Origin of the sequence: Natronorubrum thiooxidans, assembly GCF_900156475.1 — an archaeon.
Lineage (GTDB): Archaea > Halobacteriota > Halobacteria > Halobacteriales > Natrialbaceae > Natronorubrum > Natronorubrum thiooxidans.
In genome coordinates this window covers 383,261-405,883 of record NZ_FTNR01000001.1, presented here as the reverse complement: position 1 = coordinate 405,883, position 22,623 = coordinate 383,261, and the positions used below count along the sequence as shown (strand labels likewise).

At 60.4% G+C, this 22,623-nt stretch carries 16 protein-coding genes; 7 read left to right on the top strand and 9 right to left on the bottom strand.

Features of this window, described 5'->3' with window-relative positions; all coding sequences use genetic code 11:
• Positions 1 to 99: 99 nt before the first annotated feature.
• Together ilvA and BW940_RS02065 are read right to left on the bottom strand one after the other, a co-directional pair.
• The gene (gene ilvA / locus BW940_RS02070; RefSeq protein WP_076607513.1) at positions 100 to 1,350 is read right to left on the bottom strand and encodes a threonine ammonia-lyase; all 1,251 of its coding nucleotides are present in this window, start codon (positions 1,348 to 1,350) and stop codon (positions 100 to 102) included.
• Positions 1,347 to 2,648: an amidohydrolase gene (locus tag BW940_RS02065; protein WP_076607512.1), complete on the bottom strand. Its 1,302-nt coding sequence runs from the start codon at positions 2,646 to 2,648 to the stop codon at positions 1,347 to 1,349. The genes ilvA and BW940_RS02065 overlap by 4 nt, the downstream gene beginning before the upstream one ends.
• Before the next feature lie 148 nt (positions 2,649 to 2,796).
• Between BW940_RS02065 and BW940_RS02060 the strand changes: the two genes are divergently transcribed.
• Positions 2,797 to 3,768, top strand: coding sequence for an NAD(P)-dependent oxidoreductase (locus BW940_RS02060; RefSeq protein ID WP_076607511.1), 972 nt, complete (start codon positions 2,797 to 2,799; stop codon positions 3,766 to 3,768).
• Between the two features lie 5 nt (positions 3,769 to 3,773).
• Positions 3,774 to 6,965, top strand: a complete 3,192-nt coding sequence (locus BW940_RS02055) for an FAD-binding and (Fe-S)-binding domain-containing protein (RefSeq protein WP_076607510.1) — start codon at positions 3,774 to 3,776, stop codon at positions 6,963 to 6,965.
• A gap of 86 nt (positions 6,966 to 7,051) precedes the next feature.
• Here BW940_RS02055 and gdhB read toward each other — a convergent pair whose 3' ends face one another.
• Positions 7,052 to 8,335: a glutamate dehydrogenase GdhB gene (gene gdhB / locus BW940_RS02050; protein ID WP_076607509.1), complete on the bottom strand. Its 1,284-nt coding sequence runs from the start codon at positions 8,333 to 8,335 to the stop codon at positions 7,052 to 7,054.
• Between the two features lie 11 nt (positions 8,336 to 8,346).
• Positions 8,347 to 9,525, bottom strand: coding sequence for a M24 family metallopeptidase (locus BW940_RS02045; RefSeq protein ID WP_076607508.1), 1,179 nt, complete (start codon positions 9,523 to 9,525; stop codon positions 8,347 to 8,349).
• Positions 9,526 to 9,735: 210 nt separating this feature from the next.
• Here BW940_RS02045 and BW940_RS02040 point away from each other — a divergent pair, with 210 nt between their 5' ends.
• Positions 9,736 to 10,281 carry a CDP-2,3-bis-(O-geranylgeranyl)-sn-glycerol synthase gene (locus BW940_RS02040; RefSeq protein ID WP_076607507.1) on the top strand — a complete coding sequence of 182 codons (546 nt, stop codon included), beginning with the start codon at positions 9,736 to 9,738 and terminating at the stop codon, positions 10,279 to 10,281.
• Between the two features lie 161 nt (positions 10,282 to 10,442).
• Here the strand turns inward: BW940_RS02040 and aglF are convergent, their stop codons facing one another.
• Together aglF and BW940_RS02030 are read right to left on the bottom strand one after the other, a co-directional pair.
• A complete protein-coding gene (gene aglF, locus BW940_RS02035) occupies positions 10,443 to 11,177 on the bottom strand; it encodes a UTP--glucose-1-phosphate uridylyltransferase AglF (RefSeq protein WP_076607506.1) in 735 nt (244 codons plus the stop codon).
• A gap of 51 nt (positions 11,178 to 11,228) precedes the next feature.
• The gene (locus BW940_RS02030; RefSeq protein WP_076607505.1) at positions 11,229 to 12,692 is read right to left on the bottom strand and encodes a flippase; all 1,464 of its coding nucleotides are present in this window, start codon (positions 12,690 to 12,692) and stop codon (positions 11,229 to 11,231) included.
• Between the two features lie 147 nt (positions 12,693 to 12,839).
• Between BW940_RS02030 and BW940_RS02025 the strand changes: the two genes are divergently transcribed.
• The 3 genes from BW940_RS02025 (at position 12,840) to BW940_RS02015 (ending at position 16,260) form a co-directional block, all read left to right on the top strand.
• Positions 12,840 to 13,967: a glycosyltransferase family 4 protein gene (locus BW940_RS02025; RefSeq protein WP_084776708.1), complete on the top strand. Its 1,128-nt coding sequence runs from the start codon at positions 12,840 to 12,842 to the stop codon at positions 13,965 to 13,967.
• Positions 13,964 to 15,082, top strand: coding sequence for a glycosyltransferase (locus BW940_RS02020; RefSeq protein WP_076607503.1), 1,119 nt, complete (start codon positions 13,964 to 13,966; stop codon positions 15,080 to 15,082). The genes BW940_RS02025 and BW940_RS02020 overlap by 4 nt, the downstream gene beginning before the upstream one ends.
• A 95-nt stretch (positions 15,083 to 15,177) precedes the next feature.
• A complete protein-coding gene (locus tag BW940_RS02015; RefSeq protein WP_076607502.1) occupies positions 15,178 to 16,260 on the top strand; it encodes a glycosyltransferase family 4 protein in 1,083 nt (360 codons plus the stop codon).
• Positions 16,261 to 16,966: 706 nt separating this feature from the next.
• Here the strand turns inward: BW940_RS02015 and BW940_RS02005 are convergent.
• The 3 genes from BW940_RS02005 to aglG all read right to left on the bottom strand — a co-directional run bounded on the left by BW940_RS02005 (position 16,967) and on the right by aglG (position 19,432).
• Complete coding sequence (locus tag BW940_RS02005) at positions 16,967 to 17,242, bottom strand: hypothetical protein (RefSeq protein WP_076607500.1); 276 nt, start codon at positions 17,240 to 17,242, stop codon at positions 16,967 to 16,969.
• 66 nt (positions 17,243 to 17,308) lie between these two features.
• A complete protein-coding gene (locus tag BW940_RS02000; protein ID WP_076607499.1) occupies positions 17,309 to 18,451 on the bottom strand; it encodes a glycosyltransferase family 4 protein in 1,143 nt (380 codons plus the stop codon).
• Between the two features lie 63 nt (positions 18,452 to 18,514).
• Positions 18,515 to 19,432: a glucosyl-dolichyl phosphate glucuronosyltransferase gene (aglG, locus tag BW940_RS01995; protein ID WP_076607498.1), complete on the bottom strand. Its 918-nt coding sequence runs from the start codon at positions 19,430 to 19,432 to the stop codon at positions 18,515 to 18,517.
• A gap of 165 nt (positions 19,433 to 19,597) precedes the next feature.
• On the opposite strand from aglG, the gene BW940_RS01990 reads away from it, so the two are divergent.
• Positions 19,598 to 22,546, top strand: a complete 2,949-nt coding sequence (locus tag BW940_RS01990; protein WP_076607497.1) for an oligosaccharyl transferase, archaeosortase A system-associated — start codon at positions 19,598 to 19,600, stop codon at positions 22,544 to 22,546.
• Positions 22,547 to 22,623: the final 77 nt, after the last annotated feature.

The window sequence follows — 22,623 nt, the reverse complement described above, 5'->3', positions numbered from 1 at the left end:
GATTGTACTGGTAGCGAAGTAGGCGGCGGAAACTATAGTAGCTACTGACCATCAGTGTACAGTCGATCGCACGACGACCCCGGGTCGGTGTGGAACGCTTCACTCGAGCGAGTGCTCGACCACCGACACGTCCTCGAGCCCGTCTAGTGCCTCGAGCACCCCACAAAGATGCTCGGGGCCACTGCCCTCGAGGCCGACGGTCACGGGGGTTCGGTTCGGATGATCGCCTGCGGTTCGACGCGTGCGCTCGAGACCGTCCAGTTCCGCCCGCTGTGATTCGACGGTGTCGACCACGTCGCCGACGGTCGTCGGCCAGCCCGAAACGGCCAGTCGGGCGTCGACGTAGCGCTCGAGGTCGTGGAGGCCGGTTCGGGTCAGTTCGGCGTGTTCGGTGAGGTTGACGTTCCCGCCCGAGATGACGACGACGACGTTCTCACCCTCGAGATCCAGCTCGTCCGAAAAGGCAGCCGCCAAGGGTGCTGCTCCAGCGCTTTCGGCGACGGTTTTCGCGCGCTCGGCCAGCAGCGTCACCGCGGTCGCGATTTCCGTATCGCTGACGCTGACCACGTCGTCGACAACGTCGCTGGCGACGGTGTACGTCTTGGTGAGCATGCGGGTGTCGGCGATCCCCTCGGCGACGGTGTCGACGTCCGCGAGTTCGTGAATTTCGTCGCCCTCGAGCGACGGCTTCGCGTGGGCAGCCCCGTCGGGCTGGACCCCGATCACGCGAATATCCGGGTCGTGTGCCTGCAGTACGGTCCCGATCCCCGAGATGAGGCCGCCGCCACCGATGGCGACGAGGACGGTGTCGAGGTCGGGATACTGCTCGAGTATCTCGAGGCCGACCGTCCCCTGTCCGGCGATGATCGCTTCGTCGTCGAAGGGGTGGACGAACGTCTCGCCGGTTTCAGCAGCGCGCTCGAGGGCGTACTCGTAGGAGCGTTCGTAGATCTCGCCCTCGACGACGACCTCGGCCCCATAGCCCCGTGTGGCCTCGATCTTCGCCGCGGGCGTGACCGCGGGCACGACGATGGTCGTCTCGATGTCGAGCAGTTGGCCGGCCAGCGCCACACCCTGGGCGTGGTTGCCCGCACTCGAGGCGATGACGCCCGCCTCGCGTTCCTCGGGGGTGAGCTTGGCCATCCGATTGTACGCGCCGCGGATCTTGAACGAGCCCGTCCGCTGGACGTTCTCGAGTTTGAGGCCGACGGCGTCGGCCCCGCTCAGCTCGGCGAACGTCCGCGAGGTGTCAAGCGGCGTGCGGTGGACGACGTCGGCGATGCGCTCGCGGGCGGCCTCGACGTCGTCGACGGTGACGAGCGGGCCATTCATCTCTTCGACCTCGTTCATCTCTCACCCTCGTTCCGTGCCACCGGATGCTGGTGCTCGAGTGTCCGAATCGTCTCGACTAAGACGTCGACGCCGTGGGCGAGGCTGTCCTCGTCGACGTCGAACGTCGGCGTGTGGTGGCTCGTCGGGTGGTCGGTGCCGACAATCATGTACGTCGCGAGGCCACCATCTCGCTGGACGCGCTCCATCAGGAAGGTTGCGTCTTCGCTCGCGCCGAAGTCGGCGGCCGGCAGCACGTGGTCGATGCCGTCGACCTCGCTTGCAACCCCGCTGACGAGTGCCTGCAGTTCGGGGTCGCTGTCGGCGCGCGGCGACTCGCTGACGACCTCGACGTCGGCCCGACAGCCGTGCATTCTGGCCGCGGATTTGACCGTGCGCTCGAGGCGGTCTTTCATGTACTCCATCAGCTCGGTCGTCTCGCCGCGGGCTTCGGCCTCCATGTGGGCGCGTTCGGCGATGACGTTGCTCGCCGAGCCTGCTTCCGCGTAGCCGATGTTGACGCGGGTCATCCCGTCGGCGTGGCGCGGGATGCCGTAGGCGTTCTCGATCGCTGCCCCCATCGCGTGCATGGCGTTGTCGCCTTCGTTGGGAGCCTTGCCCGCGTGGGCGGAGGTGCCCTCGATCGTCGCGTCGACGTGGCACATCGCCAGTGGCTTTTCGATCCCGGCGACCACCTCGCCCGTCGGGTGATCGAGGCCGACGTGGATCGCGAGCAGGTAGTCCAGATCGTCGGCGAACTCGCTTTTGGCCATCGGGCAGCCGCCGCCGCCGGTCTCCTCTGCGGGCTGGAAGAAGACGACCAGCCGTCCCGAAAAGTCGCTCTGTTTGATCGCCTCGAGGACGGCCAGCCCCCACGTCATGTGGGCGTCGTGGCCGCAAGCGTGCATCGTGCCGTCGATCTCCGAGCGAAAGCCTTCGGTTGCGGGGTCGTGGCCGTCGGCGTCCGACTCCTCGATGAACAGCCCGTCGATGTCGACGCGCAGCCCGATCGCCGGCCCCTCGCCGCGCTCGAGCACGGCGACTGCGCCGGTGTTGCCGCCGGTCATTCGCTCGAGCAGGGCGTCGTCGACGCCGCGCTCGCGGGCGCGTTCGACCCAGGGCTCGAGGTCAGCGTCGGGGACGGCCATCCGGTCGGCGGGGTCGTAGGCGTCCGGGCCGACGGCGAGTTCGTCGACGCCGATAGCCCGAATCTCCTCGACGAGTCGGGCTGTCGTGGCGAACTCTCGCCACGCCGGCTCGGGGTGGCGGTGCAGGCTCCGTCGGAGCGTCACGAGGCGGTCCCGGATCGGTTCGTTCATGCGAGTCACTGACGCGCCCCACTGACTTAATTGTACACAATCAGTGTTTACGATGGATACACAAAAAGGATAAGAGAGAGGATGACAATCGTAGGGTAGAGCTGCGTTTCGGTGGGACCAAACCGCCGTTGCGCCCACACATACCACTATGAGCACGAATCCAGATATCGTCGTTCTGAGAGAGGGGACCGAAGGACTGTCGATGGAATCCTACGCCGAACGGCTGCGTGAACGGTTGCCCGACCACACCGTCGCGCTCGCGCGGACGCCCAACGAAGAGCGCGAACTCGTTCCGCAGGCGAAGATCGTGACCGGCATCACCATCGAGGAGGACCTCCTCGAGGAAGCCGACCGACTCGAGTTGTTCGCCTGTACGTTCGCCGGGACCGACCACGTCCCGATGGACGCGCTGTCCGACCACGGCGTCGCCGTGACGAACGCGGGCGGGATCCACGCGCCCGGCATCGCCGAGCAGTCGATCGCGAACATGCTCGTTTTCGCACGGAACCTCCACGAGGGGTGGCGACGCAAGCAAAACGGCGAGTGGCGTCACTTCCAGTCCCACGAGTTCACCGACAGCACCGTCACGGTCGTCGGCCTCGGTTCGATCGGTCAGGAAATCGTCAAACGCCTCGAGGGGTTCGACGTCGAGACGATCGGCATCCGGTACACGCCCTCGAAAGGTGGCCCGACCGAGGAAGTGCTCGGCTTCGAGGACGAAGACATCCACGAAGCCTTTTCGCGCAGTGAGTATGTCGTCCTCGCCTGTCCACTCAACGACCTGACCCGCAACCTCGTCGACGAGGACGCGCTGGCGACGCTGCCGCCGAACGCCGTGATCGTCAACGCGGCCCGCGGCGGCATCATCGATACCGACGCGCTCGTTTCGGCGCTGCAGTTCAACGGCATCCGCGGGGCTGCCCTCGACGTCACCGACCCCGAGCCGCTGCCGAACGATCACGAGCTCTGGGACCTCGAGAACTGCCTCATCACGCCCCACACGGGCGGTCACACGCCGAAACACTGGGATCGACTCGCCGACATCGTCGCCACCAACGTGAGCGCGCTCGAGGGCGACGGTGACTTCGCGAACGTCGTCTATCAGCCGGGATCGAATTGAGTTCGATGGCAACCGATAACTCGCGTTCGACGACTGACCACAGCGACCAGACGTCGACGCCGGACGAGACCGAGCTCGGACCGCCGTCGGACCCGCGGGCGGGTGACCCTGCAGCGGACCCGCGAGCCGACTACGACTACGTCGGTGGCGACATCGATCGTCCCGACCTCGTCTCGGCACTGCGCGAGCGAATCGACGGCGAGGTCCGCTTCGACGAGTACAGCCGTCGACTGTACGCGACCGACGCGAGCGCCTACGAGATGACGCCCGTCGGCGTCGTCCTGCCGGAGTCGGCGGCGGATATCGCGAGCGTCGTCACCTACTGCGCCGACAACGGGGTTCCGGTGCTCCCACGAGGCGGCGGCACCAGCCTCGCCGGACAGGCGGTCAACGAAGCCGTCGTCCTCGATCTCTCTGCGCACATGGGCGAGGTACGCGAGATCAACCCCGACGAGCGACGAGCGACGGTGCAGGCGGGGGCGGTGCTCGCCGACCTCAACAACGAACTCGCGTCCCACGGCCTGAAGTTCGCACCGGACCCCGCCGCCGGAAATCGAAGCACGATCGGCGGCGCGATCGGGAACAACTCGACGGGGGCCCACTCGCTACAGTATGGCAAGACCGACGCCTACGTCGAGGCCTGCGAGGTCGTCCTCGCCGACGGCTCCGTCGAGCGCTTCGGCGAGGTGACGGTCGCCGAACTGCGCGAGCGAGCCAATCCCGACGGAAGCCTGCTCGAGCGAATTCACGAGGCCCTACGCCGCGTCATCGACGAGGAAGCCGACGCGATCCGAGACGTCTTCCCACAGCTGAAACGCAACGTCTCGGGCTACAACCTCGATCGGCTGGTCGCGGAGGCCTACGGCGAGCCGGCGGCGTTCGACGAGAACACCGAGGAAACCGTTGCGATCGACGGCGAGCCCGACCCCGACGCGACGGTCAACCTCGCTCGCGTCTTCGCTGGCAGTGAGGGAACTCTCGGTGTCGTGACGGCAGCCACGGTCTCGCTCGAGCCCGTCCCCGAGACGACGTCTGTCGCGCTGTTGACCTACCGCAAGCAGCTCCCAGCGATGGCCGACGTCGACACCATCGTCCGCAACCACGACCCGGCGGCGATCGAGGCGATCGACGACGTCTTGCTCGAGCTCGCCCGCGATACCGAAGAGTTCGCCGACCTGGTCGACAGACTCTCTTCAGGGACTGAAACCGCGCTGCTCGTCGAGTTCTACGCCGACAGCGACGACGACGGCCGCGAACAGGTCGCCGACCTGCTGGCCGATCGACTCCCCGACGAGACGGTCCCGGACCCGACCGCCGATGGGGGTGCGAACGTGGCGACGGACGCCGCGAGCGAGGCTGACACTGATCCCGTCCGCGCGTTCGACGCCCTCGAGGCCCACGACCCGGAGGGAATCGCCGAACTCTGGAAGCTCCGCAAGAGCGCCGCGCCAATCTTGCTCTCGCGAACCTCCGACGCGAAACACATCTCCTTCATTGAGGATACGGCCGTCCCGACGGAGAACCTCGCGGAGTACGTGGCGGACTTTCAACAGGTGCTCAAGGACAACGACACCTTTGCGAGCTTCTACGCACACGCGGGACCGGGCTGTATGCATATGCGACCGCTGGTCGACACCAAGAGCCCGGCCGGTCTCAATCAGTTCGAGGCGATTTCCGACGCCGTCACTGACCTCGTCGTCGAGTACGGCGGCAGCGTCTCGGGCGAACACGGCGACGGCCGCGCCAGAACCCAGTGGAACCGCAAACTGTACGGCGAGGACGTCTGGAACCTCTTCCGGGAGCTGAAGACGGCGTTCGACCCCGACTGGCTGCTCAACCCGGGTAACGTGTGTGGCGACCACGACATGACCGAGCACTTGCGGTTCTCCCCCGACTACGAGTTCGAGGCTGGCTTCGAGCCCGCCCTCGAGTGGGACATCGACAACGGCATGCAGGGCATGGTCGAACTCTGCCACGGCTGTGCTGGCTGTCGCGGCGACCAGGAAACCACCGGCGGCGTGATGTGTCCGACCTACCGGGCCGCCGAAGAGGAGAGTCTCAGCACCCGCGGCCGGGCGAACATGCTTCGAAGCGCGATGAACGGCGAACTCGAGACCGACGCGACCGACGAGGAGTTCTTGGCGGAGGTGATGGACCTCTGTATCGGCTGTAAGGGCTGTGCGCGGGACTGTCCGAGCGAGGTCGATATGGCCAAACTCAAAGCCGAAGTCGAACACGCAAATCACCAGCAAAACGGCGCGAGCCTCCGTTCGAAGCTGTTCGCGAACATCGACCGACTGAACGCCGTCGGCTCCGCACTCGCCCCCGTGTCGAACTGGGCGACATCGCTGCCCGGCGCTGGAACCGTTGCGGAAAAGACGGTCGGCATCGCCCGCGAGCGCGACCTGCCGACGTTCGCGAGCCAGAGCTTCGAGGACTGGTTCGAGAGCCGTGGGCCGCGGATCTCGCTCGAGGAGGCCGACCGAACGGTCATGCTCGTCCCCGATACGTACACCAACTACAACCATCCGCGGGCGGGGAAGGCAGCCGTACAGGTCCTCGAGACGGCGGGTGTCCACGTTCGGATTCCCGAGAATGTCGGATCGACTGGCCGTCCGGCCCACTCGAAAGGCTTTCTCGACGTCTCGCGCGAGCGAGCGCGGACGAACGTCGACGCGCTGGCTCCTGCCGTCGAAGACGGCTGGGAGGTCGTCCTCGTCGAGCCCTCCGACGCGGTGATGTTTCAGTCCGACTACCTGGATCTGCTCACCGGCCGTGACGTCGAACGCGTCGCCGTGAACACCTACGGTGTCATGGAGTATCTCGAGCGGTTCGATCTCGCAACGAAACTGCCGACCGCAGCGCCCGGCGAGCGGCTGACCTACCACGGTCACTGCCACCAGAAGGCGACAAAAAAGGACGGCCACGCGGCGACGGTGCTCGAGACGGTCGGCTACGAGGTCGACGCGCTGGATTCGGGCTGTTGTGGGATGGCTGGCTCCTTTGGCTACGAGGCCGAACACTACTCGCTCAGTCGGAAGATCGGCGAAATCCTGTTCAACCAGGTCGACACAAGCGACGGCGAAACCGTCGTCGCGCCCGGGGCCTCCTGTCGCACCCAGCTCTCGGAGTACGACGGCTGTGACGATCCACCGCATCCGATCGAGAAGGTCGCCGAAGCGCTGTCGGGGACGTAACGGCCCGGTTTTTCGATCACGTTGGGACTCGAGTGTCTCGTCGTGGACCCGACTCGGATACGCGAACGAAACCGAGTCGTGGCCGGCTACGGCCAGAGCCCGCGCGTCGCCTTCGCCTCGGCGATTCGGGAGAGCGCCACGACGTAGGCGGCGTCGCGCCAGGTGAGGTCTTTTGCTTCGACCTCCGCACGGACGTCGTTCCAGGCCTCGAGCATGTGTTCCTCGAGTTCGTCATTGACGCGCTCGAGACTCCACTGGCGGCGATTGATGTCCTGAAGCCACTCGAAGTAGCTCACGGTCACCCCGCCGGCGTTGGCGAGAATGTCCGGAATTACCTGTACGTCGCGCTCCGCTAAGATCGCGTCGGCAGCGAACGTCGTGGGACCGTTTGCTCCCTCGACGACGATGTCGGCCGCGATGGCGTCCGCGTTGTCCGCGGTAATGACGTTGCCGACGGCGGCCGGGATCAACACGTCGACATCGAGTTCGAGGACGTCCTCGTTGGAGATCGTTTCGGGGGCGTCCTGCTCGAGGACGGCTTCAGGTTCTTCCTCGTGAGTTGGAACGTCATGCGTCGAGAGGCCGTCGGGGTCGTAAATCGCGCCGTTGACGTCGCTGACGGCGACGATCGTCGCGCCCCAGTCCTCGAGCAGTCGGGCGGCATTGGCACCGACGCTGCCGAAGCCCTGGACGGCGACGGTCGTCTCCGAGAGGTCGCGGCCGTCGTACTCGATGACCTCGCGCGTGATGATCGCAGTCGAGCGACCGGGTGCCTCCTCGCGGCCGTAGGAGCCGCCGATGACGGGCGGCTTGCCGGTGACGACGCCGGGAACGGTCTCACCCTGTTGCATCGAGTAGGCGTCCATGAACCAGGCCATTGTCTGCGCGTCGGTCCCCATGTCGGGTGCGGGGACGTCTTTCGTCGGACCGACGACGTCGCGCAGTTCCTCGGCGAACCGGCGCGTGAGCCGTTCGGTCTCGTCGCTGCTCAGTGATTTGGGATCGACGGCGATACCACCTTTTCCGCCGCCGAAGGGGAGATCCATCACGGCGCATTTCCAGGTCATCCACATCGACAGCCCGGTACACTCCGCGGCGGTTACCTCGGGGTGGTACCGGAGCCCACCCTTGTACGGGCCGCGGACGTCGTCGTGCTGGGCGCGGTAGCCGGTGAAGACTTCGACGCTCCCGTCATCGCGCTCGAGCGGGACCGAGACCTGCTGGACCTTGGTTGGGTGTTTCAGTCGCTCGATCACGCCCGGATCGACGTCGATGTGGGCCGCCGCTCGCTCGAGTTGGCGGCGGGCGGTGACGAGCGCCGAATCGAGGTCGTCCGTCTCCGTCTCGTGTTGAGGTGGTGTCGTCGCCATTGTCGAGCGTATTAGGTCGTAAACAGCTCTCGCGGGAACTCAGCCAGTGTCTCGGCTCCGCTGTTAGTGACGCGGAACGTCTCGCTGATCTCCATGCCGATTTCGTCCGTCCAGATACCGGGGATCATATGGAAGGTCATGTTCTCCTCGAGGACCGTCTCGTCGCCCGGCCGGATGCTCGCGGTGTGTTCGCCCCAGTCCGGCGGGTAGCCCAGTCCCATCGAGTAGCCGATCCGATCCTCCTTCTCGAGGCCGTACTGGGCGATCGTCTCGCGCCAGGCCTTCTCGACGGCCTCGCAGGTCACGCCCGGTTCGACGACATCGAGGGCCGCCTCGATCCCTTCGACGACGATCTCGGCGGTTTCCTCGAGTTCTGCGGGTGGATCACCGACGAACGTCGTGCGCGCAAGTGGAGAGTGATACCGGTGGCGACAGCCCGAAAGTTCGATGATAACCGGGTCGCCGTCTTCGAACGGACGGTCAGTCCACGTGAGGTGTGGGGTACCGGTGTGGTCGCCAGAAGGCATCAACGGGACGATCGAGGGGTAGTCGCCGCCGTACGCTTCGGTGCCGGTAATCAGCGCCTCGTAGATCGCCGCCGCGGCCTCGTACTCCGGGACGCCTTCCTCGATCGCGTCGAGGCCCGCCTGCATGGCGGTTTCCGAAATGCGGGCTGCCTCGCGCATGTACTCGAGTTCCTGCTCCGACTTTTTGATCCGTACCCAGCCGACCAGCAGCGTGGCGTCTTCGAACTCGGCGTCGGGCAGGTTCTGTTGCAGACGCGTGTAGGACTTCGCGGTGAAGTAGGCCGCGTCCATCTCGAGGCCGATCCGGCCGTCCGCGACCTCGAGATCCTCGAGCACGCCCGCGATGTAGTCCATCGGATGGAGGTCGTGTGGCGAGTGGACGTGATCGTCGCTGTAGGTGAGGATGTTCGATTCTGACAGAGTGGTTGTCGCCCGCGCGCCGCCCCTGTCCATCTCGCGGCCGACCCAGACCGGCTCTTCGTGGTCCGGCGTGACGACGACGGCCTGGTGGACATAAAACGACCAGCCGTCATAGCCGGTGAGGTAGTTCATATTGGCCGGATCGGAGACGACGATCGCGTCGAGATCCTCCTCGCGCAACCGTTCTTTCGTCCGCTCGACCCGCCGTTCGTACTCGGCTTCGTCGAAAACATTTCGTGACACGGTAACAGGGCCTCTACAAAGGGAATCGATCAGCAGCGCTAAAAGTTTTTCGTGTATGTCTATTACAGATATTGTTTACGATTCTGGTGTCCTCAAGCTACCAACTAGCTTGACTCGAGGGCGCTGGTTCGTGGGCTGCTGATCGAACACGTCGGCTCGCTCGTCTGCGAACCACCGCCGATTAAGACACACCGGTTCGTTCGGCCGGATATGACACTCCTCGAGACGATTGTGATCGCGTTCTGGGCGATGTTGCCCGCCTACGTTCCGAACAACGCCGCAGTGTTGGCCGGCGGCGGGCGGCCGATCGACGGCGGTCGGACGTGGGGTGACAAACGTGTTCTTGGCGACGGAAAGACGTGGCGTGGCACTGCTGCGGGGATCGTCGCTGGGCTCGCGCTTGCCGGCTTTCTCACGCTGTTCGCGGCCGATGTCAGCGCAGCCACCGGTGTCGATGTCCCCGAGTTCACGCCGCTTGCCGCACTGGGACTGGCTGCCGGGGCCATGCTCGGCGACATCCTCGCCTCGTTTCTGAAACGCCGGTCGGGCCGCCAGCGCGGCGCGATGTTCCCCGGGCTCGATCAGCTCGATTTCGTCGTCGTCTCCTTGCCCCTGACGGCGCTGCTGGCGAGTGAGTGGTTCGTCGACGTGTTCACGTGGGAGGTTATCGCCGTCGTCGTGATCGTGACGCCGCTTCTCCACGTCACGACGAACATGATCGCCTACAAACTCGGCCTGAAAAACGAGCCCTGGTAGCCGGGTTTGGTGAGTCGACCTCGAGTCGGCGCTCGGTCGCGGAGTCGACAACTAACGACGTGACTCGAGTCGGCGCTCGGTCGCGGAGTCGACAACTAACGACGTGACTCGAGTCGGCGCTCGGTCGCGGAGTCGACAACTAACGACGTGACTCGAGACGGCTACTGTTCGGGCGCTGCTTCCTGCTCGTTTCGAATCCGCGCCTCTGCAGTCTCTCGATCCTCGGGGTAGCCGACGTCGATGCGCCAGCCGTCCATTCGGATCGCGTCGATGGTTCGGCCCGACTGAATCAGCAGATCGATCGCGTCGGGCAGTTCGTACTCGCCGCGGTCGCTGGGCTGGACGAGATGGCAGGCGTGGAAAATGGCAGGGGTAAAGGTGTAGAAGCCGGTCATGACGAGATTCGACGGCGGATCGTCCGGTTTCTCAACCACCTCGACGATCTCGCCGTACTCGTTCGTGTCGAGCACGCCGTAGCGAGAAGCCTCCTCGTAGGGTACTTCTTCGACGAGGAAGGCAGCGTCGGCACGATCTTCCTGCTGGCGATTAATTACGTCGCCGAGGTTCCCCCGGAAGATGTTGTCACCGAGCATCAACACGAACTCGTCGTCGATGTGTGGTTCGGCCTGCAAGATCGCGTGGGCAAGGCCCAGCTGCTCGCGCTGGTGGGCATAGGTGATCGGGACGCCCTCGTACTCGTCGCCGTAGCGCTCGATGATCTTCTCCTTCCTGTAGCCGACGACCACGACGAGTTCGGTGACGCCGATCTCGAGGAGGTTGTCGAAGACGTCCTCGATGAGGGGTGTGCCGTCGACTTCGACGAGGACTTTCGGCTTCTCTTCGGTGAGTGGCCGGAGGCGAGTGCCCTTGCCCGCGGCCAGCACGACTGCTTGCATGGTTGCAATGGTTCTGGTGGGGCGATATATACTTTGTGAGCGATAGGTTCGTCAGCGGAGAACGAAGGGGATATCAACGGGGAGATTCCGTTCGACGGTCGTTCGGAACTGCGACGAAATTGCAAACAGCGCGAGAAAGTAGAGCCCAGCACCGGCACCGGCAAGAAACAGAACGATGGCGACGTTGTGCTGGACGACCGCGGTCGTTTCGATGGTCTCGAGGAGTCCGAAGACCACTGCACCCATAACGAGGGCGGCGGCCACCTGACGGCCGATTTCGCCGAGCGGAGTGTGGAACTCGATCAACTGTCTGAGCGTCACGTACGCGAACGCGAGAGCGACGGTAACCGAAACGACGCTGGCGAACGCAGCCCCTTCGATTCCGAACTGCGGAATGAGGACGACGTTCAGGCCCGCGTTGAGGACGATGAACACCGCGTTGATGCGGAACGCCAGATCCGGCCGATCGATGCCGTTGAGGCCGTTCATCAGTTGCTTCTGGTAGGAGTACAGAAGCGTCGCGAAAATGAGCAGCGCAAGCACGGCCGCTCCCTGGACGAACTCCGGCCCGTAGATCCGCAGGAGTCGCTCGGCGAGAATCGTCCCGCCGACGAAGCCCGGAATGGCGATCAGACCTGTGAAAGCGAGTGAATCCTCGATCAGTCCGGCCGTCGCTTGCTTCGATTCCTGCGAGGAAGTATGGCTGATCTCGGGAAACATCGTCGAACTGATCGCGCCGCCGAAGAGCTCGAGGAACTTCGCGAGCGACCAGGCGATCGCGTAGACGCCGACCAGCGCCGACTGGACGAAGACGCCAAGCAGGAGAATATCGACCTCGTTGAACGTCCGGGACTTGAGCGACCCGAGCCACGAGAACTTCGCGTAGTCGAAGAGGCTCCGGAAGTGTCGCTTGCTCGGGAGCGCCGGGCGGACGGTGACCCAGTACAGACCGACGAGGCCGACGAGGATTCCGCCGATCGCGTAGCCGACGAGCATCCCTAATAGGCCGTAGCCCGCGACCACAAGCCCGATCTGGAAGAGGCTCTGTCCGCCGATCTTCACCGGATCGAGGAGCCCGGCGATGTGGACCTTTCGTTCGCCTTTCAGCGTCCGGAACACCATCTTGTAGAATAGTTTGACGAAGAGGATGACGACCACGAACCAGACGACCGACAGTGCGACGTACTGGTCGAATTCGGTGATGTAGGACTCGAGGAGGGGCTGACCGACGATGACCGCGCTCGAGAGGACGATTGCAAAGCCCGCTACCCAGACGAGGGCGGCCGAGAGATAGGCACCCTGTTCATCACCTTCGCTGATACGTTTCGTCGTTGCTTGTCCAACGCCAAGTTCGCCGGCGAGGATCAGCCAACCGACAACTGTCATGACTAACGCGTACAGACCGAGGACTTCTGCGCCAAGTTCGCGGGCAAAATAGAGTGTACCAATGAAACCAAGGGCTGAAGCCAGAAGTTTAGAGAGGAAAACAACGAGGGATGCTTGTCCGATTTTCATGAACTGTTTTAAATCAATATCGGAATGAAAAGTCGATCAATTAATATTTTTGTGGATAATTCCTGAGAGTGTTCGATACCAAGCATTCTGGTTTTTATAATCGTTGTGCATATATTTTACCATGTGATGGTATAACTGGACTTATAAATGCCCGATGAGGAGAATAGAATGATGAAGGTCGCCACAGTCTACACCGGTCAAAGTATGTCTCAACCAGTGTTATTGAATTTATTAAATAAATATAGGGATATTGAACTTACTATGTTTAAGGGTAGTGCCGACAAGATTAAGTTGCTCAATCTTACCCATGAGCACCGGTCCTATACTGTTGAGGACGTCAAAATCAACGGACAAACTGCACTCTGGTTAACACAACGCCGTCTACGAAAAAAGTGGCATGAATTCTTGCGTGAAAATTTAGACCGTAGTTTTGATATAGTTATTGGCATGAACGAATTAGCAACGCCAGCTGTCGAAGTTGCGGACACGTACGACATACCCTCCTTATTCTTTATCCGAAATCTAGAAACATCCGGTCAGGAGATGTATAACCCCGAGAGGGGGCATATTAAAAATTTTAGATCTGCTGATTTCGGAGCCAAAATTCAATACCCATTTTTCGTCGAGAACTTCAGATCCTATAAGAGAGGTATGAAGATGGCAGATGAAGTCATTGCAAACAGTGAATACGTTTCAAAACGCTTGAAAAACGATTTCAATGTCGATTCAGAGATTATTTATCCTCCAATAGAACTCGACCAATACAAGGTTGAAAACGATGAAGACGGCTACATAGGCATGGTGAATCCACGGAATAAAGAAAAAGGAGGGGATATATTTATGAATATTGTAGAAGATATGCCATCTGAAGAGTTTCTTGCTGTAGGTGTCTTCCGCGATCGGGAACTTGAGAGACGAGCCAACTCTTTGGATAATTTAACACACGTTGGATGGTGTGATAATATGAGAAATTTTTATAAACAAACACGAATGCTTTTAGTACCTACACAATGTAATGAAGCGTTTGGACGTGTAGCTGCTGAAGCAATGGTCAGCGGTATCCCATGTGTTGTCAGCAACCGTGGAGGATTACCGGAGGTCGTCGGAAATACTGGAGAGATCGTTCACGAGATCGAGTCAATAGATGCATGGAAAGATGCGATCCAGCAGGCATTGACCGACCACGAACCTGAAGCGCAGATGCAACGCGCTAAAAAATTCTCTGCGGAGAAACAGGGTTCGAAATTGAATGAAGTTGTTGAAGAAATCTTATGATAAATCTCGCAGTCTCGTACGACAAGTTCGCTACATCGAAATCAGGGGGAGCGCGGGAATCATTACTTACCTTACTTGATGGGGTTGCAGAACATCTCGATATTTCCGTTGATGTATATCAAACACCGCCCGTTGATGATCCTCCAAAAACTCAATTTGGATATGAAATATATGAAAATGATATGATTGGAATTCCGAAACTAACCTGGATGAATCAGGTGATTCGGAGGTTACAATGGCAGCGTTATCTCTCCGACGAAATTAGTCCAGATCACGACATACTAATTACGCAGAATGAACTTGCACCTGTTTCGATCAAAGTTGCCGAAAAAAAGGGAGTTCCGTCTTTTTTCTTTGTTCGCAGCATGGCACTGACGGGCTACGAGAAGTACTTTCCCAGTTTCGGACACGTAAAAAACATATCACAGACTGATATTGGAGGTCAAATACAGTACCCATTTCTTCACAAGAACTTCCACGATTACAAGCACGCTACGAAAAACGCGACACACACGATAGCCAATAGTAAATTTACAGCAAATAAGATAAACGAACTTTTTGATACTGATTCGACTATCATCTATCCGCCAATCAAACCCGACCAGTATAGAGTCAAGTACGATAGCACCGGTTACATCACAATGGTGAACCCCCGTGCGGAATACAAGGGCGCCGACATCTTCCTTGATATTGCCAGCGTGTTTCAAAGCGAGGAATTTCTACTCGTGGGGCCAATCTCGTCGTCAACGATCAAAGAGCGGGCGCAGCAGATGGGAAACGTAACTCACTGGGGATGGTGTGAGGACATGCGGGACGCATATTCTAAAACAAAGCTAGTAATAGTTCCATCCCGCGTTGAGGAGTCATTCGGTCGCATCCCTGCCGAAGCGATGGTGAGCGGTATTCCCTGTGTCGTCAGCGACCGAGGGGGATTACCAGAAGTCGTCGGAAGAACCGGAGAAGTAGTAGACGAGGTGGAGTCCATCGATCACTGGGAAGTTGCGATTCGACGTGCATTAGATTACCACGACCCGGATGCACAGATGGAGCGTGCAAGAACATTTTTCGCAAGAAATCAGTGTTCCAAATTAATCGATTTGCTGAATAGTGTTTAGACTGATGTATAATTAAAATATAAATGCCTATAGACAGTTCATTTTCTCATCTATAATCGGAAGGATTTATTTGCAGAAATTAAATTAAGTCAGTAATGCGGACAGCCATCATTCTCAAAACCTTCCCCCCAGACGTCATCGGCGGGATGGAAACCCAGACCAAGCGGATGGGCACAGAACTATCCAAAGCGGGCCATGACGTCACGGTCTTCACTAAACGCTACGGTGAACATACTGATAGTGACGTTCCTTACGATGTAGTCCGAGTCCGTAATTGGCAACTCACCCCCTTCATCAGTGATCTCACATTCCTTATTTTCGCACTACACACACTCCTTCGTCGACACGATGAGTTTGATATTCTCCAATGCATGATGATCTATCCGACCGGCTTTCTCGGATACGTCGTTAACAAACTCACTAGCCTACCGTACTTCGCATGGATCCGTGGCGGCGACTACTACCTGATGAACGATGTGTGGTGGAAACGCTGGATGATGCGTCGCGTCCTCGAGGACACACTCGTACTCGCACAATCCGCGGAAATACGCGAGGACGTTCGCACCGACTTCGACGATATCGACTGTGACATTGACGTACTCGGGAACGCAGTGTCGATCCCCGACAAAACGGCCGACGGTAACGGCGTCCTCTACGTCGGCCGGCTCGCGCCAAAGAAAGGCCTTGGGTACCTAATCGACGCGATAGCCGATGTAGACGCGCATCTTACCGTCGTCGGTGACGGTTCAGAACGTGATCGGCTTGAGGCCCGCGCCGCCGAAACCAGCGCGGACGTGACGTTCATCGGTGAAGTCCCTCCCAACGAGGTTGACGAGTTCTACCGTGATGCAGCAGTGTTCGTCCTCCCGTCGATCGAGGGCGAAGGGATGCCCAACGTCGTTCTCGAAGCGATGGCATGGGGGTTGCCCGTCGTCGCAACCGAAAGCGGTGGATTGCCGACGGTGATCGACGACGGGACGACGGGGTATATCGTCCCGATGCGAGATGCAGAGGCGCTCGAGAACAGCATCACGGAGTTGGTAACTGATCCAGTAAAACGTGAGCAGATGGGAACAACAGCCCGTGTGAAGATGCAGGAAGATCGATCGTGGGACTGGCTCGTAGCGGAACTCGAGGACGTGTATCGACGAGCACGCGCCGAAGAACGTAAACGGTAGGTGGATCAAAACGAAACAATCTCGGACACTGTAACTTCGAACTGACTCGAAGAGAGCAGATGACCACTCTCCGAACGGGTCAACATTGCGTCCGGTTGCGTTCGCGAACGACAGATTGCGATACCACTCGAATGGTGACTGATATCACGAAATCCGTTCGGCTATTGACGAAACGAATCGGTCAGCTGCCCGGGTTCAGACGGCCGGTTACTCGTCTCTGGAACACCTACGAGCATCTCAAGTTTACGTACTACGTTCGCCGACAACTCCGAAGCGAGGACCGAGTCGCACAGATCGACCCCCTATCGGATTCACTGGATCGATCCCGGTAGCGCAAAGCGGATGACTGAGTCTTCGTTCGACTCCTTTACAGAGACAGCCAAGACGACTAAGGGTGACTGGGACCGTGATTCCGTACCACTCGAGGAGAGTCCGGCTCACAACCGATTCTATCAACGGTTTCGTGAAGGGATCCCGTGGGTGGAGACGGAGAACTACCGGCGACTCGCTGAATCGATTCGTGGCGGGACACATCCTCGATATGCCACCCTCGAGGAATTATACGAGAAATTCCGACAGTACGAGGATCTATACGAGAAATTCAACGCAGGAACGTACCGCCTGCAGTCGGAACTCGTCGAAGAAGGAGTTATAACATGCTGGAGACGGTGGTCGTGCGCTATTTCCCTCACTGACCGACCACACGCTACTCCGGCACGAAATCTCCGTCAATATCGGTCGAAACGGAACGCTGCTTCGCAAAGATGGCCGTCATAGACTCGCGCTCGCGCTCCTCGCCGGCCTCGAGGAGGTTCCCGTTCGGATCGTCGTTCGTCACACACAGTGGCAATCGCTTCGGGACGACGTTGCCCGAACGATCGACGAGGCCCTCGAAGCAGGCCTGCCGCCGGAAGACGTCCGCGAGTACGTCGAAGAGACACTCGGCGACGACCTTGAGGACGTTTCCTGCGGTCTCGATCATCCAGACCTCGAGGTCATCTTCGCACAACGTCTACCGAGCAAGTGAATGTTGGCCCGTGTCGGACGCCTATTCGTCGGAGATTATCGATCGAAAAATCTTCTCGTACCGATTTACGGCCCCCTCGAGACTGTACGTCGTCGCGACCAACTCCCGGCCCTCCTCGCTGATCGCTTCGAGATCCGGCCGCTCGAGAATCTCCTCGATCAACGCCGCGAGCGCCGTAGGTTCGACGTCGTCCAACAAAAACCCAGTCTCTCCCTCACGTACGACGTCCGGTACTCCCGAGACCGGTGTCGCGAGTACAGGCGTTCCACAGGCCAGTGACTCCAGAATCACGGTCGGCAGGCCCTCGGTCGGTTGCGACGGCAACACCAACAGCCGAAGTTCGTTCAACTCTCGAGGCACGTCCTCGTGGTCGACCCAGCCCGCAAACTCCACCGCACCCGAATCGACCTCGTCGGCCAGTTCCCGCTCGAGTTCCGCTCGCAACTCGCCGTCCCCGATAAACCGGAACGTCACGTCTGCAGGCAGTTCTCGCGCCGCAGCCGCGAGCGCCCTGACGTTTTTTTCCTCGTCGAGTCGACCCAGGAATCCCACGACGTTTTCTCGGTCCTCGAACGGCGTCCATGGATGAAACCGGTCGGTGTCGACGTACCGTGCCCCGTTCGGGTAGAGTTTGTGCTCATATCGTTTGAGTCCGAGTCCCTCGGCCATCGAAGGCGTATATGTGACGATTGCATCGGACAGCCAGTACCCCGACTGCTCGAGTCCCCACACCAGACCGGCCAGACCTCGAGCGATTGGGGATGGAACGTGTTGTTCCCAGTTGAGGCGTAACGTCAGCGGAACGTTTCCGCGCGGTTCGAGCACGACAGTTCGCCCGAGCAATCGGGCGACGACGATCGGTAACAGATACGACGTCGCCCCGAAAAACAACACGACGCCCTCGTCTCGCCTGGCGATGGTCCGACACATTCGGATCTGATTCCGGACGAACCGAGCCGCAGCGACCGGAATCGACTCACCGACGCCGTACTCCGAAATTTCGAGCACCTCGTGTTCGTCCCGGATCGACGACTCTGCGGACAGATTCGTCGTCACGAGCGCAACTGACGTGATGGCAGAGAGGATCTCAAGCAGCGCTCGGACGTGGTTTTCGCTCGCCGGTGCGAGAGGATGGGTAACGACAAGGACGTCATCGTTCGACATTCGGGACAAGTCCCAGTTCTCGGATCAGAAATAAATATGAACTGGTACGGAAGCCGACCATGTTCAGTCGCCGGCCGCCGTTTCGTAGAGGTAGCCACATCCGACGGCACCGGTCAAAACAAACAACATGACGAGTTGTAGCGCGGTGGCAACTGACGGCGATCTGCTGAGCGTTCGCAATCGTTGGGGGACGGATTCGAAGAGCAACTGCTGGAGATACGTCGTTTCTTCGCTCTTCGAGGCCGTCTCCCGACGCTCGAGTCGTCGCTTCGATCGTCCCTGTTCGAACGCACGTGCGAGCAACCAGCGGAGTTGCGTTCGGTGGTCGAACACCTTGTGTGCGACGACGGCGTCGGGATTGTAGACGACACCACGGCCGTATCTGGCCCGTAACCGAGTTCCGATTTCGGCCCCCTCCGAGTGGCTGTACGAATCCGCGTCCGGGCCAAGGTCCGGATCGAACCCGCCGAGATTCAGGAAGACGTCACGTCGAAACGAGATGTTGGACTCGAAGGTGTTTCGCACTTCGTCGCCGGAGTCGGCAAACCCTGGATAGGTGACGCCGATCAACCAGTAGAACTCCGCCGGCAAAGCGGCCGGTTTCCCGGCGACCCAGTCGGCGGTCATCTTTCCACCCGCGGCGATCGCATCGGTTTGTTTGTACACACGTGCCAGTTCTTCGACCCAATTCGGCGACGCGACCGCATCGTCGTCGATGAAGGCGACGACGTCCCCCGTAGCTAACGTGGCACCCTTCGTTCGACTAGCGGACACGCCGCTGTTTTCGTCGTTGCAGTGGAGGACGACATCCCCGAGGTCCCCGTAGTCGTCACAGACGCGATCGAAGACGGCGTCGTTCCCGTCGACGACGATGACGACCTCGAGTGGCTCGTACGTCTGGTCGAGCACGCTGTCGACACACTCCGAGAAGACGTCGTAGCGGTCCATCGCGTAGGTACAGATGACGACAGAGACCTTCATCGAGAATCGGTTGCTGTGAGCGGTGAATAAGTGTTTTCCTTCAGATGAGTCGGGATCGCCGTTGATATCCGTGGTTACTTGGACTCGTCACAGCCGACACTAACATATCAAAGAGCGACAGATAGATGACAAGGCTTATTCTTGGGTTGTGTCTGGTGGAACCTAATGAGTACGGACACTGAACACGTCGAAGACGAGGGTGCTGAAACAGCGCCGTCGTTCCTCGAGACGTGGGCTGACTGGTATCACATCCCCGTAATCGGGGCCGTGATGCTGTTTATGTTTTGGGTGCGGACCCAGTCGTACGGGAGATTCGTCACCGAGGATGGAACGCCCGCGCTGGGTGGCGTCGACTCGTGGTATCACTGGCGGACGATCGAGTGGACAGCTGAAAACTATCCAAACACGATGCCCTACGAGATATGGACGGGGTTCCCGACCGGCAACTACGTCGGCCAGTTCGGGACGCTGTTCGACCAGATCATCGTCACGATTGCGATGATCGTGGGACTCGGTGATCCATCCACGAGCACGCTCTACACCGTCGCGTTGCTCACTGTTCCAGCAATGGCAGCACTCGTTGCGATCCCGGTCTTCTATATCGGTCGCCGCCTCGGCGGCACTGTCGGCGGCCTCGTTTCGGTCGTCATCCTCGCGCTTGTTCCGGGATCGTTCCTCTACCGAACGACCGTTGGCCAACTCCAACACCACGTCGCCGAGGTGCTGTTCATGGCCATCGCCGTTCTGTCGATGATGGTCGCCTTGCGAGTCGCCGAACGCGAACAGCCAATCTACGAACTCGTCGTCGACAAGGACTGGGAGACGCTCCGCGAACCTGCCAAGTACAGCGCGCTGGCCGGTGTTGCCCTCTCTCTGTATCTCTGGGTCTGGCCACCGGGAGTCGTGCTGATCGGTATCTTCGGTGTCTTCTTCGCTATCCAACTCTGTCTCGACTACGTTCGCGGGGTCTCTCCCGATCACGTCGCCTTCGTCGGCGCGATCAGCATGGCTGTTCCGGCCGTCTTCATGTTGGTGATGATAGAGGAAGTCGCGTTGAGCAGCACTACCAGCTTCGGACTCCTCCAGCCGACCGCTGCGCTTCTCGTCGCCATCGGCTGTGTATTCATGGCCTGGCTCGCACGGGAGTGGAACAATCGCAATGTCGACCGCCGCTACTACCCGGCCGCAATCGCTGGCCTCATCGTCGCGGCGTTCGGGGTCATGTGGCTGGTTCTCCCTGACCTCTACAGTACGCTGGTCGGGAACCTCACGAGTCGCCTTCTGCCGCTTGACCCGAGCGACACGGCACTCACCGTCTCCGAGGCCCAGTCACCGGCGGACTTCACCAGCCACGTCTTCAACGAGTTCGGCGCGGCCTTTTACACGATGCTCGCGGGCCTTGCACTCCTCGTCGCTCGTCCGCTGTTCGGCCGTGAATACCGCGCCGAATATACGTTAATAATCGTCTGGTCTGCGTTCCTGATCAGTATGGCTGCGACACAGCTTCGCTTTGCGTACTACCTCGTGCTGGCAGTCGCAGTCGTCAACGCCGTCTTCGTCGCTGATGTCGTCCGCATCTTCAACCTCGATATCAGCGGGGGAATCGACTCGCTTCGGCAGGTCGAGACCTACCAGATCATCGTCTTGCTGATGGTCGTCTTGCTCCTGTTTGCTCCACTGCTCCCACCGATCGCGGCCGACACTGACACAGCGTGGAATCGGAGCGAAAACGTCGGCCCGCACAACGAAGCGATGGTCTGGGAGGAATCGAATCACTGGCTCGCAGACAACACACCCGAGCCGGGTAACTGGGGCGGTGCGGACAACGCTGATAAACTCGAGTATGACGGCACTTACGCCTACCCCGATGGCGGGGATTACGACTACCCCGAAGGAACGTACGGTGTGATGTCGTGGTGGGACTACGGCCACCTGATAACGACCCAGGGCGAGCGGATTCCCCACTCGAACCCGTTCCAGCAGAACGCCCGGTCGTCGTCGGCGTTCCTGACTGCCGAGTCCGAAACACGCGGCGAACTGGTCCTCGATGCCATCGCTGCGGGCGAGTCGCCGCGTGGGACCGACGTTCACACGAACGAGGACCTCGAGGCGATGGCTGAAGACGCTACCCACGAGGAGCTGCGGTACGTGATGATCGACCACTCGATGGCCGGTGGGAAGTTCCCCGCGATCACCCAGTGGACGGGGCCGGGCTACACCCATTACATGACACCAGCGGATTATCAGCCGGGACAGCCGCTCGCTTCGGACGAACTCGCGGAGACATTCGGCGACGTGCCGTATCACGACACGATGCTCTCCCAGCTGTACTTCGACGACGCGGCGGGCATGGAACACTACCGCGTCGTTCACGAGAACGAAGGCGCTGGGATGGCGATCTTCGCTAGTTACGCACAGGTGTTCGCCGCGGAGGCATTCCCGGAACAGACCGTCCAACAGTTAGAAGCATGGGGGTACGAGGACGGCGACGTGCTCTACGTGCAAGACGGCGAGCTCGCCCCACCCGGTGAGGGTCAACTCGCGATACAGGTCAACCAGCGAGTCGGACAGGAACAGCTGTTCCAACTCGAGCAGGGCCCGACCACGGAGCTCTTCGACGCCCGGAGCGCCGCCGCGGTGAAGACGTTCGAACGCGTCGAGGGGGCGACGCTCACGGGGACCGTCGAGGACGACGGCGACCTCCTCGAGGCGAACGACACGGTCACCGCAGAAGTCGAACTCGAGACGAACGCCGGACGGTCGTTCAACTACACGCAGGAAGCCGACCTCGCCGAGGACGGGTCCTTCGAACTGACGGTCCCGTACGCGACAAACGACGAACTCGGTGTCGAGGACGGCTACACGAACAGCAGCGTCGAGGCAGTCGGCGACTACACGCTGACCGTCGGCGAGCCCGGCGAACAGGGGTACGAAGCAGAGACGGCGGTCCCCGAAACGGCAGTGGTTCAGGGTGAGACGATCGATGAGATCGCGTTCGAGCAGGTCGAACTCGAGGACACCGAGGAGACGGAAGCCCAACCTGACGATGTAGCTGTAGACGACGATACGGTCGAAGACGGCGGTTCGGAAGACAACGACACGGCTGAACCCTGATCCGTCTCGAGGGCTCGAGGTGAGCGATCTTCGCGGCCCGCTCGGAGAGTAAGAAGCCTTTTCCCGTCGTCCGGAAT